This is a genomic window from Streptomyces sp. NPDC018019, assembly GCF_044327805.1.
Lineage (GTDB): Bacteria > Actinomycetota > Actinomycetes > Streptomycetales > Streptomycetaceae > Streptomyces.
Genome location: NZ_JBIRGD010000023.1, coordinates 125,261 through 145,441, shown reverse-complemented (window position 1 = coordinate 145,441; position 20,181 = coordinate 125,261). Strand labels below are relative to the sequence as shown.

General features: G+C 73.4%; 15 protein-coding genes. 4 read left to right on the top strand and 11 right to left on the bottom strand.

Annotated elements, in window-relative coordinates; all coding sequences use genetic code 11:
* Nucleotides 1-376: 376 nt before the first annotated feature.
* From ACH4FX_RS31665 to ACH4FX_RS31650, 4 genes are all read right to left on the bottom strand, one after another.
* Nucleotides 377-649 carry a hypothetical protein gene (locus tag ACH4FX_RS31665; protein WP_398484753.1) on the bottom strand — a complete coding sequence of 91 codons (273 nt, stop codon included), beginning with the start codon at nucleotides 647-649 and terminating at the stop codon, nucleotides 377-379.
* 121 nt (nucleotides 650-770) lie between these two features.
* Nucleotides 771-1,580: an SAM-dependent methyltransferase gene (locus tag ACH4FX_RS31660; RefSeq protein ID WP_398484791.1), complete on the bottom strand. Its 810-nt coding sequence runs from the start codon at nucleotides 1,578-1,580 to the stop codon at nucleotides 771-773.
* 102 nt (nucleotides 1,581-1,682) lie between these two features.
* Entirely contained in the window at nucleotides 1,683-4,322 is a 2,640-nt protein-coding gene (locus ACH4FX_RS31655) for a SpoIIE family protein phosphatase (protein WP_398484751.1), read from the bottom strand.
* A 168-nt stretch (nucleotides 4,323-4,490) separates the two neighbouring features.
* The gene (locus ACH4FX_RS31650) at nucleotides 4,491-5,090 is read right to left on the bottom strand and encodes a TetR/AcrR family transcriptional regulator (RefSeq protein ID WP_398484749.1); all 600 of its coding nucleotides are present in this window, start codon (nucleotides 5,088-5,090) and stop codon (nucleotides 4,491-4,493) included.
* Nucleotides 5,091-5,163: 73 nt separating this feature from the next.
* Here ACH4FX_RS31650 and ACH4FX_RS31645 point away from each other — a divergent pair, with 73 nt between their 5' ends.
* Nucleotides 5,164-5,997, top strand: coding sequence for a class I SAM-dependent methyltransferase (locus tag ACH4FX_RS31645; RefSeq protein ID WP_398484748.1), 834 nt, complete (start codon nucleotides 5,164-5,166; stop codon nucleotides 5,995-5,997).
* Between the two features lie 36 nt (nucleotides 5,998-6,033).
* Here the strand turns inward: ACH4FX_RS31645 and ACH4FX_RS31640 are convergent, their stop codons facing one another.
* On the bottom strand, nucleotides 6,034-6,984 hold the full coding sequence (locus ACH4FX_RS31640; protein ID WP_398484746.1) for a GlxA family transcriptional regulator: 951 nt from the start codon (nucleotides 6,982-6,984) through the stop codon (nucleotides 6,034-6,036).
* Between the two features lie 228 nt (nucleotides 6,985-7,212).
* On the opposite strand from ACH4FX_RS31640, the gene ACH4FX_RS31635 reads away from it, so the two are divergent.
* From ACH4FX_RS31635 to ACH4FX_RS31625, 3 genes are read left to right on the top strand one after another with little or no spacing between them, the layout of a single operon-like run.
* On the top strand, nucleotides 7,213-7,365 hold the full coding sequence (locus ACH4FX_RS31635) for a hypothetical protein (protein ID WP_398484744.1): 153 nt from the start codon (nucleotides 7,213-7,215) through the stop codon (nucleotides 7,363-7,365).
* Nucleotides 7,362-7,829: a DUF2269 family protein gene (locus ACH4FX_RS31630; RefSeq protein WP_398484742.1), complete on the top strand. Its 468-nt coding sequence runs from the start codon at nucleotides 7,362-7,364 to the stop codon at nucleotides 7,827-7,829. Before ACH4FX_RS31635 ends, ACH4FX_RS31630 begins: the two co-directional genes overlap by 4 nt.
* Nucleotides 7,826-8,119 (top strand): DUF3817 domain-containing protein, encoded by a 294-nt coding sequence (locus tag ACH4FX_RS31625; RefSeq protein WP_398484740.1) that lies wholly within the window; start codon nucleotides 7,826-7,828, stop codon nucleotides 8,117-8,119. The genes ACH4FX_RS31630 and ACH4FX_RS31625 overlap by 4 nt, the downstream gene beginning before the upstream one ends.
* A gap of 84 nt (nucleotides 8,120-8,203) precedes the next feature.
* Here ACH4FX_RS31625 and ACH4FX_RS31620 read toward each other — a convergent pair whose 3' ends face one another.
* The 6 genes from ACH4FX_RS31620 to ACH4FX_RS31595 all read right to left on the bottom strand — a co-directional run bounded on the left by ACH4FX_RS31620 (nucleotide 8,204) and on the right by ACH4FX_RS31595 (nucleotide 20,176).
* Nucleotides 8,204-8,914: a phosphoribosyltransferase gene (locus tag ACH4FX_RS31620; protein ID WP_398484738.1), complete on the bottom strand. Its 711-nt coding sequence runs from the start codon at nucleotides 8,912-8,914 to the stop codon at nucleotides 8,204-8,206.
* A gap of 60 nt (nucleotides 8,915-8,974) precedes the next feature.
* Entirely contained in the window at nucleotides 8,975-10,324 is a 1,350-nt protein-coding gene (locus ACH4FX_RS31615) for an erythromycin esterase family protein (RefSeq protein WP_398484737.1), read from the bottom strand.
* Nucleotides 10,314-10,988 carry a dienelactone hydrolase family protein gene (locus ACH4FX_RS31610; RefSeq protein ID WP_398484735.1) on the bottom strand — a complete coding sequence of 225 codons (675 nt, stop codon included), beginning with the start codon at nucleotides 10,986-10,988 and terminating at the stop codon, nucleotides 10,314-10,316. The genes ACH4FX_RS31615 and ACH4FX_RS31610 overlap by 11 nt, the downstream gene beginning before the upstream one ends.
* A gap of 283 nt (nucleotides 10,989-11,271) precedes the next feature.
* A complete protein-coding gene (locus ACH4FX_RS31605) occupies nucleotides 11,272-11,610 on the bottom strand; it encodes a nuclear transport factor 2 family protein (protein WP_398484733.1) in 339 nt (112 codons plus the stop codon).
* A gap of 15 nt (nucleotides 11,611-11,625) precedes the next feature.
* Nucleotides 11,626-12,816 (bottom strand): hypothetical protein, encoded by a 1,191-nt coding sequence (locus ACH4FX_RS31600; protein WP_398484731.1) that lies wholly within the window; start codon nucleotides 12,814-12,816, stop codon nucleotides 11,626-11,628.
* A 1-nt stretch (nucleotide 12,817) separates the two neighbouring features.
* The gene (locus ACH4FX_RS31595) at nucleotides 12,818-20,176 is read right to left on the bottom strand and encodes an amino acid adenylation domain-containing protein (RefSeq protein ID WP_398484729.1); all 7,359 of its coding nucleotides are present in this window, start codon (nucleotides 20,174-20,176) and stop codon (nucleotides 12,818-12,820) included.
* Nucleotides 20,177-20,181: the final 5 nt, after the last annotated feature.

Here is a 20,181-nt window from a genome sequence, read left to right as displayed (position 1 = left end):
TGACCTTCTGACCTTCACAGGGTGCGGATGTGCATCGCCCGTCGCCGGAATCCGCCCGGGAACCGGGGGTGTGCCTACGGGCGGCGGGCCCGGGGGATTCTCCGAGGCGCCTCGGAGAGAACGGCCCAAAAGTACGCCGCCGTGGACCCGCCTCCCAGGGGCGTTACCGCCACCTTCCAACGGGAAAGCGCCACAGGTGCACGAAGCGGGCGAAAAGGGGCTGCGGAATCCCACCCGGAGCCGCTCCGGAGGTCACCGTGAGAGAGCGCGGCCTCGGCGTTCGCCGGTCCGCCGGATGCATCGGCGGCCGTTTCGTCCCACCGACGGCCGCCGGCGCCCGGCGGGAGCGCCGGCGGCATGTGACGGGAACGGCCGCTCAGCCGAGGCCGGTCATGATCCGTCCGACCAGCTCACGGTTTCCGCCGGGAATCGCGGCGAAGCCCAGATCGGGAGCGCCGTCCTTGCTCTCGGCCTTGGTGCCGTCCTTGGCATCGGGCCTGGCATCGGCCTTGGCACCGGGCCTGGCATCGGCCTTGGCATCGGCCTTCTTCGGGACCGCGGGGCCGTCGGTCGCTCCGGCGACGGGGGCCGCGGCGATCACGGTGACCGCGGCCAGCGCCGCGCCGGCCAGGGTGAGACGTATACGCATGCAGATCGCTCCTTGGTAGGGAACCAGGTACGTCTTCAGCACACCCGTTCCCCCCGGGCCCCGCATGCCGGCCGCGGCACCCGGGTGGCCGGGGTGCCGCCGGAGCCGCGGCCGTACGGGGTCAGGCGGTCTTGCGGGCCACCGCCCCGTACATGGCGATGTCCCGGTCGTCGACCTCCTCCTGGTCGGCGTCGGGCCGCCAGTGGTGCACCTGCGTCAGCCCGGGCTCGACCAGGTCCAGCCCCGCGAAGAACGCCTCGGCCTCGGCCCGCGTCCGCAGCTTCATGGGCATGCCGCGGCGCGCGTACTCGTCGCCGACCCGGTTGACCTCGCGCGGCGCGAAGTCCGCGGTGCCGATGGTCATGGCCACGAAGCTGCCCGCGGGCAGCGGCTCCAGCAGGCGTCGCACCAGGCTGTGGTCGTCGGGCGGGAGGATGAAGTGGAGTATCCCGATGATCATCAGGCCGACCGGCTTCCGCAGGTCCAGCAGTTCCCGGAACGGTGCGGAGCCGATGATGGCCTCCGGGTCGCGCATGTCCGCGTCGATGTACGCGGTCCGGCCCTGGGCGGAGCCGGTCAGCAGGGTCCGCGCGTGGGTCAGCACGATCGGGTCGTTGTCGACGTACACCGCCCGCGCGTCCGGCCGTACCTCCTGGACCACCTCGTGCAGGTTCGGCGAGGTGGGCAGCCCGGTACCGATGTCCAGGAACTGCCCGATGCCCTCCTCCCGGGCCAGGTAACGGGCCGCGCGGTGCATGAACTCGCGGTTGGCCCGCATGTGCACGGGCAGCGCGGGCCACTCCCGGCACATCGCGTCACCGGCCTCGCGGTCCACCGCGTAATGGTCCTTGCCGCCGAGGATGTAGTCGTACACACGCGCCGAGTGCGCCGTACCGGTGTCGATACGGTCTGCCGGGTAGCCCTGGTCCAACACCCTTGCTCCTTACGGTCATACGGCACCACGACGGTCCGGTGCCAGGGGGAGTCTAGGCGGCGGCCCAACGGCGCCCGCACGGGAGGCGCCGCGGGCCCCTCAGCCCTTCGGCACCGGCCGGAGGGCGAGCAGGGCGATGTCGTCGGCGCTGTCGGCGCTCAGGCCGATGAGGAGTTCGTCGCAGAAGACGTCGAGGGGTTCGCGGGCGAGGGCGGCGGTGTGGTGGCGGAGCCGGTCCATGGCGTGGTCGAGGGATTCCTCGCGGCGTTCGATGAGGCCGTCGGTGTAGAGCAGGACGGTCGAGTGGGCCGGGAGGCTGTCGGCGGCGCTGGGGCGGGGCATGTCGGGTTCCATGCCGAGCAGCAGGCCCGAGCCCCCGTCGAGGTAGCGCGTCCCGCCGTCCTGCGTGGTCAGCAGCGGCGGCAGGTGTCCGGCGGAGGAGTGCGTCAGCTCCCAAGGGCCGCTCGCGGGGCCCTTGACGAGGGCGTAGATGCAGGTGGCGGTGGCCTCGTGGGACAGGGTGTGGTTCGCCATGTCCAGCCGGCGCAGCACCTCTTCGGGCGGCTCCTGGCGGTCGATCGCGATCCCGCGCAGCATGCTGCGCAACTGGCTCATGGCGACGGCCGCCTCCAGGTCGTGTCCGGCGACGTCACCGATGACCACGGCGGTCCGTCCGCCGGGGACGACGAAGCTGTCGTACCAGTCGCCGCCGATCTGCGCGGTCGTGGAGGAAGGCGCGTAGCGGGCGGCCATCTGGAGGTGTTCGATCTCGGGCAGTACGGGCAGCAGGGAGCGCTGGAGCCGTTCGGCGATGTGCCGGGTCTCCTGGTAGAGGCGGGCGTGCTCCACTCCCAGGGCGAGGCTGCGCACCAAGTCGTTGATCAGGGGCAGTGATTCGTCGGTGAACGGCCGGTCGCGGCCGGTGCGGATGAGGGTCAGGGCGCCGAAGACCGCGCCGCGCGTGCGGAGCGGGGCGATGACGGCACTGTCCGCCCCCACCCGCTCGAACAGCTCGGCGAGGTGGGTGTCGAACGGGCTGCGGACCTCGCTCGGCGCCGACGGCTCGGTGAGCAGCAGCGGCCCGGCGCCGCGCAGCACCCGGGCCAGCGGCCCCCGCGCGGCCCCGGTCACCGGCGGGAGCCGGCCCGCGTACGCCTCGGCCGGCAGCGGCGTGGGGCTGTGGTGCGCGACGCAGAACCGCTCCAGCTGGTCGCAGTCGTTGAGCAGGTCCACCATGCACCAGTCGGCCAGCCGCTGGGTGAGGATCTTGCAGACGCGGTGCAGTCCCTCGTCCAGGTTGGGCGTGCTGCTCAGCGACTCCCCGATGTCGGCCAGCAGCCGGCGCTCCAGGGCCGGCCCGCCGGCCGCGTCGCCGCCCGCCCTCCCCAGGTGCTCCGGGGCGTCCGGCAGGTCGGGGCCGCCGCCCGGCAGATCCGGCGTGCCGGCCCGGCTCTCCCCGGGTGCCGGTGGCGCGGGGACGGGAGGGGCGGTCCTGGGGGCGAGCTGGGCGACGAAGACCGTACGGCCGTCCGCGGTGCCCTGGGTCTGGACGAACAGCCGTACGGGCACCAGCCGGCCGTCCCGGTGCAGCGCCGGGAGCGGCGCCGAGCGGCCCAGGATGTGCGGCTGTCCGGTGAGCAGGAGCCGGGCGAACGCCGTCTTGTGGCGCTCCCGCAGGTGCTCCGGGATGAGGTCGGTGAGCCGCCGGCCGACCAGTTCGTCCGCCTGCCAGCCGAGCATGTCCGCGGCCGGCCCGTTCGCCACGATGATCCGGTTCTCGTCGTCGGCGGCGATGGTGGGCACCCGGCTGGCCCAGGCGTGGCTGGCGTCCCAGGGCACCAGCTCCGAGGGGCTGGCGCTCGGCTCCCGGGGGATCACGGTCCACGCGGTGGGCGGTCCGCCGGCGAACTGGCCGGTGATCTGGTCGAACAGCCACTGGCGGAAGACCCGGTCCTGGGGAAGCGACGGCCGGGTCAGGAGGCGTTCGTCCCGGGACAGCTCCTCCGCCACATCGAGCACATGACGGAGCGTCGTGACCCCGTGCGCGATGTCCGCCGGCAGGGCCACGTCCAGGGAGTGGATGTGGGCGACCGACGGCTGCTCCGCCAGTGCCGCCGTCATACCGTCGCTGAGCGCGTTGTTCGTGTCATGGGCGGCGGCGAGGTCCGCCGGGTGCACGCCGGTGTCCTCGCCGGCGAAGGCGGCGAGCGTCAGCTCCCGCAGCAGCGCGTGCTGGTACCGCTGCGCCGCCAGGTACAGCGCGCCCGGCAGGTCGACGAGCGTCACCGTACGGGTCGGTCCGCAGGGCGGTGCGGTGGACCGCCACTCGGACGGCGGGGGTGGCCGCTCGTCGCGCCGCAGCGCGAACCAGACCGTCTTGCGCCCTTCGCCGCTGTCGACCCCGTACCGGGAGGCCAGTTGCTCGACCACCGCCAGACCCTGCCCCGGGCCGGCGTACGGGAAGGACCGCTGCGACACCAGCCCGCGGCACGGCTGCCGGTCGCCGACCTGGACCCGGACCTCGCCGTCGAGGACGTGGACCGACACCTCGGCCTCCGTCCGCGCGTGCAGCACCGCATTGGTCACCAGCTCACTGACCAGCAGCTCGGCGGTCTCCACCGCGTCCGGGGCGGCCCTGGCGAGCGCGGTCCGCACGAAATGCCGGGCCGCGGACACACTCTCCGGCCGCGGCGGAAACCTCCGCGCCGGCGCCGTCTCCGGCTGACTGATGTGGTCCATTCCGCCAGTGTGCTGCACACGGCTGCCCGCGGCTCAGCGCTCCGGAGCGAGTCCCGCCGACGCGCTCGCGGGAATCCGCCGACCGGGTGAGGCCATCGTACGGCGCCCCACGCCGGGCCCCACGTTGTCACGTCGGCGCCCCGTGCAGGCAGGCCGACAGAGCGCGCATCACGCCGACGGTTCGCGCAGGACTCCCGCCAGCACCGCGGTCACGGCCCTGCGGACCGCCTCGGCCGTCGGCCGGTCGCCCGTGCGGTCGGCGAAGAGCAGATGGCCGCTGCCGACCAGCGTGGGGGCGAGGGTGTCGATGTCGGCGTCCGGCGCGAGACGGCCCCGTTCGCGTTCGGCGGTGAGGTAGGCGGCGACCACCGCCGCGGCCTCGGTGAGCAGCGGGATGCCGGCCGGTGTGGTCCGGCGCAGCCGTGCGCGCAGGGCGTCGCGCGAGGTGACGAGGCCGACGACGGCCACCGCGACCGGCCCGAACAGGTCCGTCAGCGCCTCGGCCAGGTGGCCGACGACGGTGCCGGTGCCGGCGGCGTCGCACAGGGCGGCGGCCCGGCCGTCCAGCCGGGCGATCCGGTCCCGTACGAGTTCGGCGAGGAAGGCGTCGAAGTCGTCGAAGTGCCGGTGCAGCACGCCTTTGGCGCAGCCTGCTTCCGCGGTGACCGCGCGGCTGGTGAGCGCGCTCGGCCCGTCCCGGAGCAGGACCCGCTCGGCGGCTTCGAAGAGCTGCTCGCGTGCGTCGCGGATGGCCACTCCGGTGGGCACCGTGGGTCTCCTTCTCCGTTCGCCGGGGCGTACCCCGTTGACGAGTGGGCGCTCGCCCACTCATAGTGGGCGCATGCCCACTATACCGTCGGAGGGATCGCGCCCTCCTGTCCGGGAACCGCACCGGCACCGTGGGGTGGCGGAGTCCTACGGCACGGACGCCGAACGCTACGACCGGGCCCGCCCCCGCTACCCCCGGGCCCTGGTGGACCGGGTCCTCGCCGCCGCGCCCGGCACCGACGTGCTCGACGCCGGCTGCGGCACGGGCATCGCGGCCCGGCAGTTCGCGGCGGCCGGGTGCCGGGTGCTGGGCGTGGACGTCGATCCGCGGATGGCCGGCCTGGCGCGGCGGCACGGTCTCGAAACCGAGGTGTCGGCGTTCGAAGCCTGGGAACCGGCCGGCCGGAAGTTCGACGCCGTCGTCTCCGGGCAGGCCTGGCACTGGGTGGACCCGGTGGCCGGGCCCGCCAAGGCGGCTCAGGCGCTGCGGCCCGGCGGCCTGCTCGCCGTGTTCTGGAACGCGGGCCGGCCCGCGCCCGGACTGGCGGCGTCCTTCGCCGAAGTCTACCGCCGTCTGATGCCCGGCTCACTCGCCGAACGCCAGTGGGCGGCCCCGGCTTCGGCCTCCGGTGCGTACGCGGCGCTGTGCGCCAAGGCGGCCGAGGGCATACGGGAGACGGGTGCGTACGGCGCTCCGGAGCGGTGGCGTTTCGACTGGGAGCACACGTACACCAGGGACGCGTGGCTGGACCAGGTCCCCACGACCGGCGACCACACCCAACTCTCCCCCGACGACCTGGAGAAGGTGCTGTCCGGCATCGGCGCCGCCATCGACGCGGTGGGCGGCAGCTTCACCATGCGGTACAGCACGCCGGTGGTCGCCGCGGCGCGCAACGACACCGTCTGACCCGGTGGCGCGCCTGCCCCCCGGGGAGCCGGGCGGTCAGGACGCCTTGGCCCGGAACGCGGAGCGGTACGACTGCGGTGTGACGCCGACGACCCGCTTGAACCGCTCCCGGAAGGCGGTGGGCGAGCCGAAACCGGCCTGGGCGGCGATGCGTTCGACGCCGTGGTCGGTGGTCTCCAGCAGGAACTGCGCCCGCCGCACCCGGGCCCGCAGCAGCCACTGCAACGGTGTGGTGCCCGTCTGCTCCCGGAACCGGCGGCTGAACGTCCGCTCGCTCAGCCCACTGCGCGCGGCCAGTTCGGCGAGGGTCATCTCCTGGGCGAGGTGGTCCTCGATCCACTTCAGCACCGGCTCCAGCAGCGAACCCCGCGGCACCGGCGGCCGGGCGTTCACGATGAACTGGGCCTGTCCGCCCTCCCGTTCCAGCGGCACCACCGACAGCCGGGCGGAGTCCGCCGCGACCGCGGAGCCGAAGTCCCGCCGGATGAGGTGCAGGCACAGGTCCAGTCCGGCGGCGGCCCCGGCCGAGGTGAGGATCTGGCCGTTGTCGACGTAGAGCACGTCCGGCTGTACGTCGACGCGCGGGAACCGTTCGGCCAGCAGGTCGGCCGCCACCCAGTGCGTGGTCGCCCGCAGCCCGTCCAGCAGCCCGGCTTCGGCGAGGGTGAAGGCGCCCGTGCAGATGGAGGCGATCCGGGTGCCCGCGGCGGCCGCCGCACGCAGCGCCTCGAAGACCTCCGGGCCGGGCGGCGCGGCGGCCTCCGAACAGCCGGGCACGACAATCGTGTCGGCGTCCCGCAGCACCTCCAGTCCGTACGGCGCGAGGACCGTGAAGGTCTCGGAAGCCACCTGGCGGCCCGGTGCGCAGACCCGGACCTGGTACGGGTTCCGCCCGTCCGCCAGCCGGGCTCGCCCGAACACGTCGATCGGACCGGCCATGTCGACCGCCACCACTTGGTCCAGCGCCAGTATCGCCACCGTATGCATGCCGCACACGGTAAGCGAGAAGCCGCCGGCCGCACACGCCCGGCCCATGGGGGTGGGCTGCGTCAACACCCCAGGCGGGGCGGTGTGGCGGGAACCCGTTGGAGATTGTCGTTTCAGCCCCTGGGACGCCGGTCCGCGAGCGGCCTAGCCTGACGCCGCAAGATCCCGGGCGGTGGCGCGGGGATACCTCGCCCACCAGCCCTCAGCGACGAGAAAGAGCACCCTTCCATGTCTGTCGACGAACACCCCCGGGCCCACAGCCGGGGTCCGGCCTCCGCCACTCCCCCGGCCGGGCCGCGCAGAGGTGCCGTACGGCTGCGCCCCGCCACCCCGGCGGACGGGCCCGTGGCCCGGGAGCAGCGGGCCGGAGCCGTCCGGTGACGAAGTTCCTCCTCGCCGTCCACGTCCTGGCCGCGATCATCGCCGTCGGGCCGGTGACCGTGGCGGCCAGCATGTTCCCGGCGGCCGCCCGCCGCGCGCAGGCGGCCGGGCCGGATGCCGCCGCCCTCTCCGGCGTCCGGCTGCTGCACCGCATCTGCCGTGTCTACGCCGCCATCGGTCTGGCCGTGCCGGTCTTCGGCTTCGCCACCGCCAGCAGCCTCGGTGTCCTCGGTGACGCCTGGCTGATCACCTCGATCGTGCTCACCGCCGCCGCGGCCGGTGTGCTGGCGCTGCTGGTCCTGCCGGGCCAGGAGCGGCTGCTCGGCCTGCTGGACGGCGCCGGGCCCCCGGTGGAGCGCAGCGCCACCGCGCGTCTCGCCATGCTGACCGGCATGTTCAACCTGATCTGGGCCGTGGTGACCGTCCTCATGATCATCCGGCCCGGCTCCACCACGGGAGCGTGACCGTGCACCGCGACCACCAGGCCCTGCGCATCGCCGCCACCGTCGAACTCGCCTCCCTCGTCGTCCTGCTGGGCAATCTCGCGACCGCCCACCTGCCCGCCATCTCCTCCCTGGCCGGTCCGCTGCACGGCTGCGCCTACCTCTTCACCGTCGTCGCCACCGCCCGCGCCCCGCAGCGCACCGCCGCGGCCGTCGTCCTGTCCCTGCTGCCGGGCATCGGCGGGCTGCTGGCCGTACGGCGCCTGACACGGGGCGCGGAGCGGGCTGCCCGGGTCCCCGTACGGGAGTGACCGCAGAGCGCCGTCGCACCCGGCCGTGGGGCGGTCCCGGCCGGGAACCGCGGCGTACCCCACGGCGCCACGGGCCCCCTCGGGTCAGCCCACGGAGGACTCCGTCCCCAGCAGGGCGATCACCTCGTCGTCACTGACCTGGCTGAAGTCGTCGTACCACTCGCCGACCGCCCGGAAGTGGTCCGGCCGGTGCAGGACGAGCACCCGGTCGGCCTCCGCGGACAGTTCGGCGACGGCGCTGCGGGAACCGACCGGGGTGGCCAGCGCCAGGTGGGCGGGCCGGCGGCGGCGCAGGTGGCGCAGTGCGGCGAGGGCGGTGAGGCCGGTGGCGAGGCCGTCGTCGACGAGGAGCACGGTCCGGTCCGTGACGCGGGGTTCGGGACGGCCCTGGCGGTAGAGGTCCTCGCGGCGGTGCAGTTCGGCACGTTCGCGGGCCACGGAAGGGGCGAGTTCGTCCTCGGCCAGGCCCAGGAACTGCAGAGCGCGCCGGTCGAAGACGGGCGGCTCCTCGGCGACGATGGCGCCGATGCCGGTCTCGGGCGAGCCGGGCACGCCGATCTTGCGGGCCACCAGTACGTCGAGGGGCGCCCGGAACTCCCGGGCGACCTCGGCGGCCACGGGAACACCGCCGCGCGGCAGGGCCAGGACGAGCGGGTCGGCCGCCCCGTACGGCCACGTCCCGGCCCCGGCGTCGTCGGTGGCGTCGTCGGTGGCGGCACCGGCCGGGACGGCTTCCGGTGAGCGCAGCCACTGGGCGAGGGACCGGCCTGCGTGCCGGCGGTCGGTGAAGCGCATGGTTGCTCCTTGCCCTCGGGCGTGAGGGGCGCTGGGAGACGGTGGCGGCGGGACGGCGGATCACTGGCCGGTCGGCCAGGTCTCGGCCTCGCCGGTGGCGGGCGGCTCGGGGTGGAGCGGGGTCAGGGCGTGGGTGCGGTCCAGGTATATGAAGGCGTCGTAGCGCTGGTCGAGCGTGGTGGACACGTAGTTGGCGTACGGCTCGCGTTCCGGCCGGTAGACGACGCCGATGGCCCGGTGGTCGCGCCGCACGCCCGCCCAGCCGGCCGGACGGGGAGCCTCCGGGTGCAGGCCGGTGGCGCTGTCCCGGGGCGGGAAGACGAACAGCGCCCGGTCCTCGGGCAGGGCCTGGTGGAGCAGTTCCTCCACACTGCCCGGGCGGGCCTCGGGCACCGGCAGGTCCTGCGGCGTCGCTCCCCAGTGGGTCCCCGCGACGACCGACCCCTGGTACGAGCCGAAGCCGACGAGCACGACGCCGTCCGCGGAGTGCCGCTCCCGTACGATCTGGCCGATGCTGACCAGTCCGGCGGCGGCCATGTCGGTGGCCCGCGCGTCACCGACGTGCGTGTTGTGGGCCCACACCACCGCCTTGGCACCCGGCCCGTGATGGGCCGTCAGCCGGTCGAGGGTGTCGGCCATGTGGTGGTCGCGGATGTTCCACGCGTCGGGCCCGCCGTGGACCACCGCCCGGTAGTACCGCTCCGCCCCGGCGAGGGTCTCGGCGTTCTGCAGCGCGGCGAGTTCCGCGACGGACGCGGTGTCCTCCGGGCTCCGGGCCCGGTCGCGCAGCGACACCAGGAGCCGGACCACCTCGGGTTCACACCCGGAGGGCAGCATCCGGGTCGCCAGGGCGTAGCTCTGCGGGTCCTGCCCGTACGGTTCGAGGCAGCGGTACGCCTCCACCGCCCGGTCCACGTGATCCGGGTGGTGCTCGCGCAGGTAGGCCAGTACGGCGTCCAGCGACTCCCACATGCTGTAGACGTCGAGGCCGTAGAAGCCGACGCGTTCTCCCGGCGGCAGGCCGGTGTTGTGCTCGCGGAGCCGGCGGGCGAAGCGGGCCACGTCGGTGTTGGCCCACATCCAGCGCGGCCAGCGGCGGAAGCCCGCCAGGGCCTCCTGCGGATCCTCGGGTGCGCCGGGCCGGGCGGTGACCGAGCAGTGCAGGTCGAGGCAGTCCGGCCAGTCGCCCTCTACGGCGACGAAGGAGAAGCCTTTCTCCGCGATCAGCCGCTGGGTGAGCCGGGCCCGCCACCAGTAGTACTCGGCGGTGCCGTGCGACGCCTCGCCCAGCAGGACGTAGCGGGCGTCGCCGATCCGGTCCAGCAGCGGGTCCAGTGCGCCGGGGTCCGGCAGCGGTACGGCGGTCCCGCGGATCAGTTCGAGGTCGGACGCCGCCGGTTCAGCGGACATCGCCGCCCCTCGCGTCCGCGGGGGCCGGCGGGTGCAGGAACCAGCCCCGGGCCGACTCGGTCACCCGCTCCAGCGTCCCGGGCTCCTCGAACAGGTGGCTCGCGCCCGGCACGACCTCCACCTCGCAGGGCGCGTGCAGCCGGTCCGCCGCCTCGCGGTTGAGCCGCAGGACGTCCGTGTCCAGCTCCCCGACCAGCAGCAGCACCGGTGCCCGTACCCGCTCCAGCGCATCCCCCGCGAGATCGGGCCGGCCGCCGCGGCTCACCACGGACCGGACCCGGGCGGGCCGCCGCTCCGCCGCCACCAGGGCCGCCGCCGCGCCCGTGCTCGCGCCGAACAGGTGCAGCGGCAGTTCCCGGGTGGCCGGGTGCTCGCTCAGCCAGTCGACCGCCGCGACCGTCCGCTCGGCCAGCAGCGGGATGTCGAAACGGTGCCGGCCGGAGGCGGTGTCCTCCTCGGCCTCCTGAGGGGTCAGCAGGTCCGGCAGCAACGAGGCCAGACCGGAATGGCGCAGCGCGAAGGCGACCGCGCGGTTGCGCGGGCTGCGCCGCGAGCTGCCGCTGCCGTGTGCGAACAGCACCACGGCACGTGGCGAGTCCGGCAGTACCAGATCGCTGTCGAGCACCACCCCGCCGGGTGCGGACACGGTTTCCTGCGTTGTCACTGCATCCTCCTTCCGGCACTCATCCGGACGGCGCCCGGCCGCACGGGAACGGCCGCCCGCGCTCGCGCGGACCGGATCACCGTTCTCCCTCGGCCCTGAGGGTTCCTCATGGCGCAGCAGGCAAACAACCGTCCGCCCGCCTTCCTCACGTACCGCGCCACGGGACTCTTATCCTGTGCGCCCCGCGTGGTTCCGCCGATCGGCCGAGCGCTCGCGGGAAAGAGACGGCCCCGTGGTTCCGGCGGTGCCGGGTCCACGGGGCCGTGTGCGACGGGCGGATGGGTCAGACCACGAACCAGACCCGCTCGATGCGCTCGGGGCCCACGTCGTAGAGGGCCACGGCGGCGCGTTCCTCGCCGCCCATGAAGCCGGTCACGCGCTCCTGGTCGATGACGATGCGGCCCTGGATGACGCGGGAGACGAGTTCGGCGTGCAGGTCGGGGCTGGAGGCGAAGAGCTTGGCGTAGCGCTCGCGGAAGGCCGGGCCCGACCGGTCGGTGAGGACCTCGCCCGACGGGAAGGCGTACACGGGTACGTCCTCGACGTAGTAGCTGAGGAACTTTTCGAGGTCACCCGCGTTGTAGGCCGCGAGCTGGCCGTCGACGATCTCTTCCGGGGACATGGAGAACTCCTTCCCTCACCCGGCCGGCACGAGCGTGCGGCGGGTGCGTGTGCGGATGACGAGCAGAGAGCCGGACAGGGCGATGCCGCCCAGGACGTGGGCCAGGCCGAGCAGCATCAGGCCGGACTTCAGGTCCAGCAGGAGGCCGACGAGCTGCTCACCGACACCGAACACCAGCCCGAGGTAGAAGATCATACTGGCTCTGATCTGGCCGATCCTGGCGGCGGGTGCCGGTTCGAGGACCCGTGCGTTGGTGAAGTGGATCCAGTAGGCGTTGACGAAGGTCAGCACCACGTAGAGGACCATGTGGACGGCGAAGGACCCGCGCCCGGCCAGCGCGCCGGCCACACCGGACACCGTGAGCACACCGGCGAAGACCAGCGCCCACCGTGCCGCCCGCTCACGGTCGCGCAGCAGCGGGGCGGTCAGCCAGAAGGCGAGTCCGTAGAAGAACCACGCCCCGGAGAAGGCCATGCCCGTCGGCATCAGGTCCTGCGCCTCGGCGATCACGCTGGCGTAGACCATCATGCCGGACAGGCTCACCAGGAAGCCGATCTGGATGAGGTTCCACGGCCACAGCTCGGGCAGCCAGTAGCTGCGGACGGCCTCGACGCCGCGGCCGATGACCTTGCGCCACTCGAAGCCGAACTCGCCCTCGCCCTCCTCCGGCCTGGCCAGCAGCAGCCCGATCACCAGCACCGCAGTGACGATGTCGAACAGCAGCGCCATCACGAGGGTGTGCGCGGTCCAGGCCGGCACCGCCGCGCAGATGACGGCGGCGAACACCATGGCGCCCTGGGGCGAGGTCACCATCTGGAGCACCGCGCCCTGGGCACTGGACCCGGAGGCGTCGGCGAGCAGCCGGTAGGCGAGCACCGAACTCGCGCCCACGAAGGTGAAGCGCAGCGCCGTCCACACCAGGACGAAGTCCGGGCCCGCCGACCCGAGCCACGTCATCGCCAGGAACGCCAGCGCCAGGACCAGTTGCGCGCCCTGCAGCAGCGCGAACTTGCGGCCGATGCGGCCGCGGTCCGCCCAGACGCCGACCAGCAGCGCGCCCACCACGCCGAGCACCTGCCGTTCCATGCCCAGCAGCCCCACCAGCCCGTCGGAGTGGGTCTGTGCCGAGAAGCTGGGCACGAGCAGCAGCCACAGGACCGTCGATCCCAGTGAGCTGAGCAGGATCGTCGAGAAGATCGCCCGCATGTCACAGCCCCAGGGTGGTCAGGCCGCCGGCGAGCAGCGCCCGCAGGGGCACGTCCACCCCGAAGCGGTCACGGACGGCGTGCGCGATCCGCAGCGTGGTCAAGGAGTCGAGGTGCACGCCGGCGGCGCCTGCGCCCAGCGGGTCCGCCCCGTCCGGGCCGGCGGTGTCCGCGAGGATGCCGGCCACCAGTTCCCGCAGGGCCGCCGTGTCGATCCGGTCGAGCCCCTCGACGTGCGCCGGGGACGGCGCGGTGCCGCGGTCGTAGCCGTCCGGTGTGCGGTCGGCCGCCGGGGGCAGCTGCGCCAGCAGGTCCGCCAGGTCGGGGCCGTCCCAGCGCTCTCCGAGGAGGTCGGCCAGCACCGCCCGGTAGACCTCGGAGACCGTGCGGACGGCGTCCTGGCCGAGCACCTGCGCGGCGGCGTTGAAGTTCACCCGCATCCGGCGCGTGAACAGGTCGGCGTTGAAGGTCACGAGCAGGGCGAAGTCGGCGTGTTCGAACCACTTCAGGTCGCCGATGACCTGGGCGCCGCCGTCCCCCAGCTGGTCGGAGTAGGCGGTGAAGTTGACGAAGTTGAACGCCGTCTCGACCAGCCGTCGCCCGCCCGTGGCCTCCTGGATCGAGGCGTAGGAGTAGCGGCGGTGCGGCAGGTGCTCGTGGCCGACCCGGTTGACCGCGCCGATCAGCTCCTCCCAGCTGCCGTCGGTGGTGGCGCGCAACGGCACGATGTTCAGGAACAGGCCCACCATGTGGTCGGCCTCCAGGTGCTCCGGGCGGCCGTGGCCGAAGACACCGGTCGTCACGTCGCGGGTGCGGGTGATGAGCGACAGGGCCCGGAAGTGCGCGGCCAGGCACAGGTCCTTGACGGACACCCGGTGGCGTGCGGCGATCTCCGCCAAGCGGTCGTAGCGGCCTTCCTCCAGCAGCAGCTCCGCCTCCGCCCAGCGGCTCCCGGGCTCGGGCAGCCGGGGCAGCTTGACGTATTCGGCACCCGCCAGCAGACCGGTCCAGTAGTCCCGGGACGCGGTGTCCTGCTGGGCCGCCAGGTCGAGCCGTACGTAGTCGCGGTAGGCGAGTGGCGCAGTGACCGGCTCGGTGCGCGGCTGCCCGGCCAGGGTCCGGCGGTAGTCCTCCAGCAGGCGGGCCATCAGGCCGGAGAAGCTCCAGCCGTCGATGATCGCGTGGTGGAAGCTGACCGACAGGTGGAAGGACGCGTCGTCCGCCCGGTGCACGAAGAAGCGCATCTGCGTGGGCGCGTCCCACACGAATCCGGTGCTCTTCTCCGCCTCGAACCACGTGTCGAGCAGCGCGGTCCGCTCCGCCTCACCGAGGTGCGACAGGTCGTGCACCGTGAGGTCGACCCGCCCCTGGGCGTGGACGAGCTGCAGCGGCCGGCTGTAGCCGCTCAGCGCGAAGGAGGTGCGCAGGATCTCGTGGCCGTCCGCGTCGACCATGGCCGTGAGCAGCCCGGCCAGGACGTCCTGGTCGAAGGGCAGGTCGATGCGGTAGCGGATCAGGTCGTGGAAGACCGCCTGGGCGGGCTCGACATCGGTGTGGAAGACCATGCCGAGCTGCAGTTGCGTGGCGGGGTAGGCGTCCACCACGTCCGCCGGCAGCAGCGCGCGGTCCGCCTCGCCCAGGAGGTCGAACGGCTCGCCCGGCAGCACGGTCCGGTCCTCGGCCGTGGTCACCAGCGCCTGGTCGGTCAGCGCGCGGATGGTCTGCACCCGGAACAGTTCGTGCAGCGGTACCTCGAAGCCGCTGCGGCGCAACGCGCCGATGAGCCGGATGCCCTGGAGCGAGTCGCCGCCCAGGTCGTAGTAGGTGTCGTCGATGCCGACCCGGTCGACGCCCAGGACCTCCTGCCAGACGGCGGCCAGCCGGGCCTCGGTGGCGTCGCGGGGCGCGGTGTACGCACGGTCGGTGCCGCCCGCGTGGTCCTCGGGGTGCGGCAGCGCCCGGCGGTCGGTCTTGCCGTTGATCGTCAGGGGCCAGCGCTCCACCTCCACCAGGAAGCTGGGCACCATGTAGCCGGGCAGCCGGTCGGCGAGGTGGGCACGCAGGGCCGTGCTGTCGATCCGCTCGCCGGCCACGGGTACGTAATAGCCGGCCAGCGCCTTGCCGCCGGTGCGGCGGGTGAACGGGACGACGAGCGCGGAGTCGATCTCCGGGTGCGCGACCAGGGCGGACTCGATGTCGCCGGTCTCGATGCGGTAGCCCTGGATCTTGACCTGGGCGTCCTGCCGGCCGAGGTACTCCACCTCGCCGCCGGGCAGGCGCCGGGCCAGATCGCCCGAGCGGTAGGCGCGCGTCGTGCCGTGGCCGAGGTCGAGCTCGACGAACCGTTTGGCGTTCTCGTCGGGCCGGTTGAGGTAACCGAGGGCGACACCGCCGCCGGTGACCGCGATCTCACCGGGGGTGCCGAGCGGCACCGGGCGGCCCAGTTCGTCGATGAGGTACAGGCCGAGGTCCGGGATCGGCTCACCGATCATGCTGCCCTTCGCCCGGACGTCGGCGGCGCGGACCGCACGGTAGGTGACGTGCACGGTGGTCTCGGTGATGCCGTACATGTTGACCAGTTGCGGGCGGGCGTCGCCGAAGTGGCCGAACCAGTCGGCGAGCGAGGCGAAGTCCAGCGCCTCGCCGCCGAAGACGACATGGCGCAGGGAGACGTCGTCCGGTCCCGTGCGGTCCATCAAAGCCTGCTTGATCTGGCCGAAGGCGGACGGCGTCTGGCTGAGCACGGTGACACGCTCGGCGACGACCAGGTCGGCGAAGTCCTCGACGGACCGGCTGACCCAGTACGGGACGACGACGAGGTGACCGCCGTACAGCAGCGCGCCCCACAGCTCCCACACGGAGAAGTCGAACGCGAAGGAGTGGAACAGGGTCCAGGTGTCCTGGTCGGAGAAGCCGTACCAGTGCTCCGTCTCGCCGAACAGCCGCAGGACGTTGCCGTGGGCCACCACGACGCCCTTGGGCTTTCCGGTGGAGCCCGAGGTGTAGATGACGTACGCCGGGGAGTCCGCCGTCAGGCCGTGGGCGGGGCCCTGGTCGGCGCCGTCGCCGACGAGGGCGTCGAGCGCCTCCCGGGTGCCGGTCAGGGTGGCCCGCTCCGGGAAGAGGGCGCACACCTCGGCGGTGGCCACGATCAGCCGGACGCCCGCGTCCTCAACGGTGGTGCGGATGCGGTCCTCGGGATAGCCCGGGTCGATCGGTACGTAGACGGCACCGGCCTTGAGGGTGGCGAGGATGCTCACGACCATCTCCACCTCGCGCTCCAGGGCGAGAGCGACGAGGTCGCCGGGGCGTACGCCGTCGGCGGCGAAGCGGTGGGCCAGGGCGTTGGCGCGGCGGTCGAGCTCGCGGTAGGTCAGGCGCCGGCCGTCGCAGGAGACGGCGATGGCGTCGCCGTGCTTCTGGGCGATGGCCTCGAAGCGGTCGACGAGGGTGTGGCTGCCGTCGAGATCCGGTGCGGTGGGACGGGCGACGGCGGGCAGCAGTGCGGCGCGTTCGCCGGCCGACAGGAGGTCGGTGTCCGCCCACGGCTGTTCACCGGCGTCGGCGAGGGCCTGGAAGCAGGCCCGGTAGTAGCCGAGGTAGCGGTCGATCTGGTCGGCGGTGAACTGGCCGGGGTCGTAGCCGATGCGGTACTCCCAGCCGCCGGCGTAGGCGTTGGAGCCCACGTAGACGACGAGCGGCGCGTTGGTCTGCTCGAAGTAGTCCACCGCGCTGACGGCGGGCTCGTCCTCCAGCGTGCCGCCCTGCTGGTGGACGTGGAAGTTCGTGAAGTTGAACAGCACGTCGAAGGCCGGGCCGCCGTGCAGCTTCTGGATGGCGGGCAGCGGATACCAGCGGTGGGGCTGGAGCCGCTGCTCCAGCTCGAAGCAGCGCTCCGCGAGCCGCCGCCAGCTCTGCTCCGGGTCCAGCTGCACCCGGAACGGCAGCGTGTTGAGGAACATGCCCAGCGCCTGGTCGGCTCCGTCCACCTCCGGCCGGCCGTTGGCGACCAGTCCGGTGACCACGTCGCGCTGGTTGGCGATCAGCGACTGTACGCGCAGGTGGGCGGCGAGGAAGACGCTCTTGAGCGGTACGGACCACTCCTGCGCCCGGCGCCGCAGCGTCTCCATCAGCTCCGGGGCCAGCTCGCGGGCGTCGACGACGACCTCGGCCGTCACCGCGTTGCCGCGGGCGCCGCCACCGAGCCGGGGGACCTCCAGGATCTGGGCCCCGTCCAGCTCGGCCGCCCAGAACTCGCGCTGCCCCGGGTCCTCCTCGGCGGCCCGCTCCAGCTCGGCGTAGAGCTGCTGGAGCGGCACGACGGGGGCGGCGGCCGGGGTACGGCCGTGCAGCAGGTCGCCGTAGGCGCGCACCCACTCCTCGACCAGGGTGGCCACGCTCCAGCCGTCGAGGATGGTGTGGTGGAAGCTCAGACCGAGGACGACGCGCCGGGGGCCGGTGACGAAGAACCGCAGGCGGTAGGCGGGTGCGACGGCCGGGTCGACGGGACGGCGCTTCTCCTGCTCGGCCCAGTCCGCGACGGCGGCGGCCGGGTCGGCCTCGGCGCGCAGGTCGACGACCTCCACGGGCAGCGCGGGGGCGCTCTCGACGACCATATGGGGCTGCTCGAAGGACTCGACGTCGAACCGTGCCCGCAGCACGGGGTGCCGCTCGGCCACCTGCCGCCAGGCGGCGACGAGGGCCTCGTGGTCGGCGCGGGGCACGTCCACGTGGTAGCGGAAGATGTCGTGGTAGACGGGTACGTCGGTGTCGACGCTGCTGTGGTAGATCATGCCCTGCTGGAGGGCCGAGGCGGGCCAGGACCGGGCGTCACCGGCCGCCGGCTGTGCGGCCGGCGGGTTCCCGGCCTCGCGCACCACCGTGGCCAGGTCGCTCAGCCGCTGGTGGGCGAAGACGTCGCCGACGGTGACCGCGTAGCCCGCCTGGCGCAGTGCGGCCACGACGCGGATGCCGATGATGGAGTCGCCGCCGAGGGCGAAGAAACTGTCGTGGGCGCCGACGCGGTCCACGCCGAGGGCGTCCTTCCACACGGCGGCGAGCAACCGCTCGACATCGGTGACGGGCTCCACGTGGGCGGGCCCGTCGTCCTGCTTCCCGGGCCGCGGCAGTGCGGACACGTCGCGCTTGCCGTTGTGGTTGGTGGGGATGGCGGGAACGGTGATGACGAACTGGGGGACCATGTACGAGGGCAGCTCGGCGGCCAGCGCGGCGCGCAGCGCCGTCTCGTCGAAGCCCGGGCCGGCCACCACGTAGGCGCACAGCGACTTCTCACCGCGGTCGCCCTCCACCGCGGCCACGGCGCACTCGGTGACACCGGTGAAGCCGCTCGCGAGGTGCTCGATCTCGCCCAGTTCGATGCGGTAGCCGCGGATCTTGACCTGGGTGTCGAGGCGGCCGAGGTATTCGATGACGCCGCCGGGCAGCCAGCGGGCCAGGTCGCCGGTGCGGTAGATGCGGCCGAAGCCCTCGGGGCCGGCCACGAACCGCTCCGCCGTGAGCTCCGGCTGGTGCAGGTAACCGCGGGCCAGGCCGACGCCGGAGATGCACAGCTCGCCCGGCACGCCGATGGGCGCGAAGCCGCCGCTGCGGGTGCGCACGATGAGCTTGATGTTGTCGATGGGACGGCCGATGGGCACGGAGCGGGTGGCGTCCACGGCGTCGCAGTCGAAGTAGCTGACGTCGACGGCGGCTTCCGTGGGGCCGTACAGGTTGACGAGCAGGGCCTGCGGCAGGGAAGCCTGGAAGAGCCCGACGTGGCTGACGGCCAGCGCCTCACCGCTGGCGAACACCCGGCGCAGCGAGCCGAGCTTGCCGGCCGTGCCGGAGGCCTCGGTGTAGGTGAGGAAGGCGTGCAGCATGCTCGGGACGAAGTGCATGGTGGTGGCCCCGCTGTCCGCCACCCGTCCGGCGATCTGCTCGGGGTCCTTCTCCGCCCCGTTGGGCAGCGTGGCGACCGACGCGCCCGCCAGGGACCACCAGAAGATCTCCCACACCGACACGTCGAAGGTGAAGGGCGTCTTGTGCAGGATGACGTCGTCCGCACCGAGGGGGTAACCGCGCTGCATCCACCACAGCCGGTTGACGATGGCGCGGTGCTCCACCACCACGCCCTTGGGGCGGCCGGTGGAACCCGAGGTGTAGATGACGTAGCAGGCGTCGTCGGGCCCGGTGACGGGGGTGAGGTCGCTGTCCTCGTCGTGCCAGTTGGCGGGGTCGTCCAGGTCGAGCACCGGGCGGTCGCCCAGGGCGGGCGCGGTCCCGGGGGTGGCGAGCACCAGCTGGGTGCCGCTGTGGTCGAGGAGGTACTCGATGCGGTTGCCGGGCAGCGTGGGGTCGATCGGCAGGTAGGCGCCGCCTGCCTTCAGCACGGCGTAGATGGCGGTGAGCATCTCCGCGGACCGGGGGACGCAGACGCCCACGATGCTGCCGGCGGTCACCCCGCGCTCGCGCAGGGTGCGGGCGAGCCGGTTGGCGTCCGCGTTGAGCCGGGCGTAGGTCGTGCCCTCGCCGTCGGCGACCGCGATGCGGTCGCCGTGCTCGCGGGCGCGTTCCTCCAGGAAGGAGTGCAGCAGCCGGCCGTCCGGGAACGCGATGTCCGTGTCGTTGAACTCGCCGGTGATCAGGGCGAGTTCGTCGGCGCCGGGAGCACGCAGGGCGTCCGTCGTCGTGGCGGGGTCCGTGGTGACGGCGTGCAGGATCGTGCGATAGGCGTCGAGGAGCCGGTCCGCGGTCGCCTCGGTGAACAGCGACGGGTCGTAACGCAGTTCGAGGCCCGGGGTGGATCCGGTGGTGAGCGAGAACAGCAGCGGGGTGCCGGCGCGGTCGGCGTCCTCGGGGCCGAGGTCACCGTCGACGGCGACCATGAAGTCCGTCGGCCGGCGGTCGGCGCGGTCGAGGAGGAACGCCACGGGCACATCGAGGTGGGCCGCCGCCCCGAGGTACGCGGCGCGGACCGCGCCGAGCAGCTGCTTGGCCTCGGTGCCGGCCGGGACGGCCACCTCGACGGGGATCGCCCGGTTGGGTGTGCCGAAGGCCTGCGGCGGGGCCGGCAGGAAGACCACGATGTCGTCCCGGTCGGTGGTCCGGGCGGCGAGCAGCGACAGCACCGTGGCGGCGACGACGCGCAGGAGCACCGGGTCGCCGGAGGTGATGCGGGCGAGTGCGGCCGTGGTGGCGTCGTCGAGGCCGGTGCGGACGGCCTGGTGGTCACCGGCGTCGGGACGCAGGTGGTCCCTGATGACCTGGACGGGCTCGGTCCAGGTCCGCTGGAGGTCGTCCCAGTACTCCTGCTGCGCCGGGTGGTCGCTGAGTGCCTGCTGGGCCTGCAGTGCGCTAGTCATCGGAT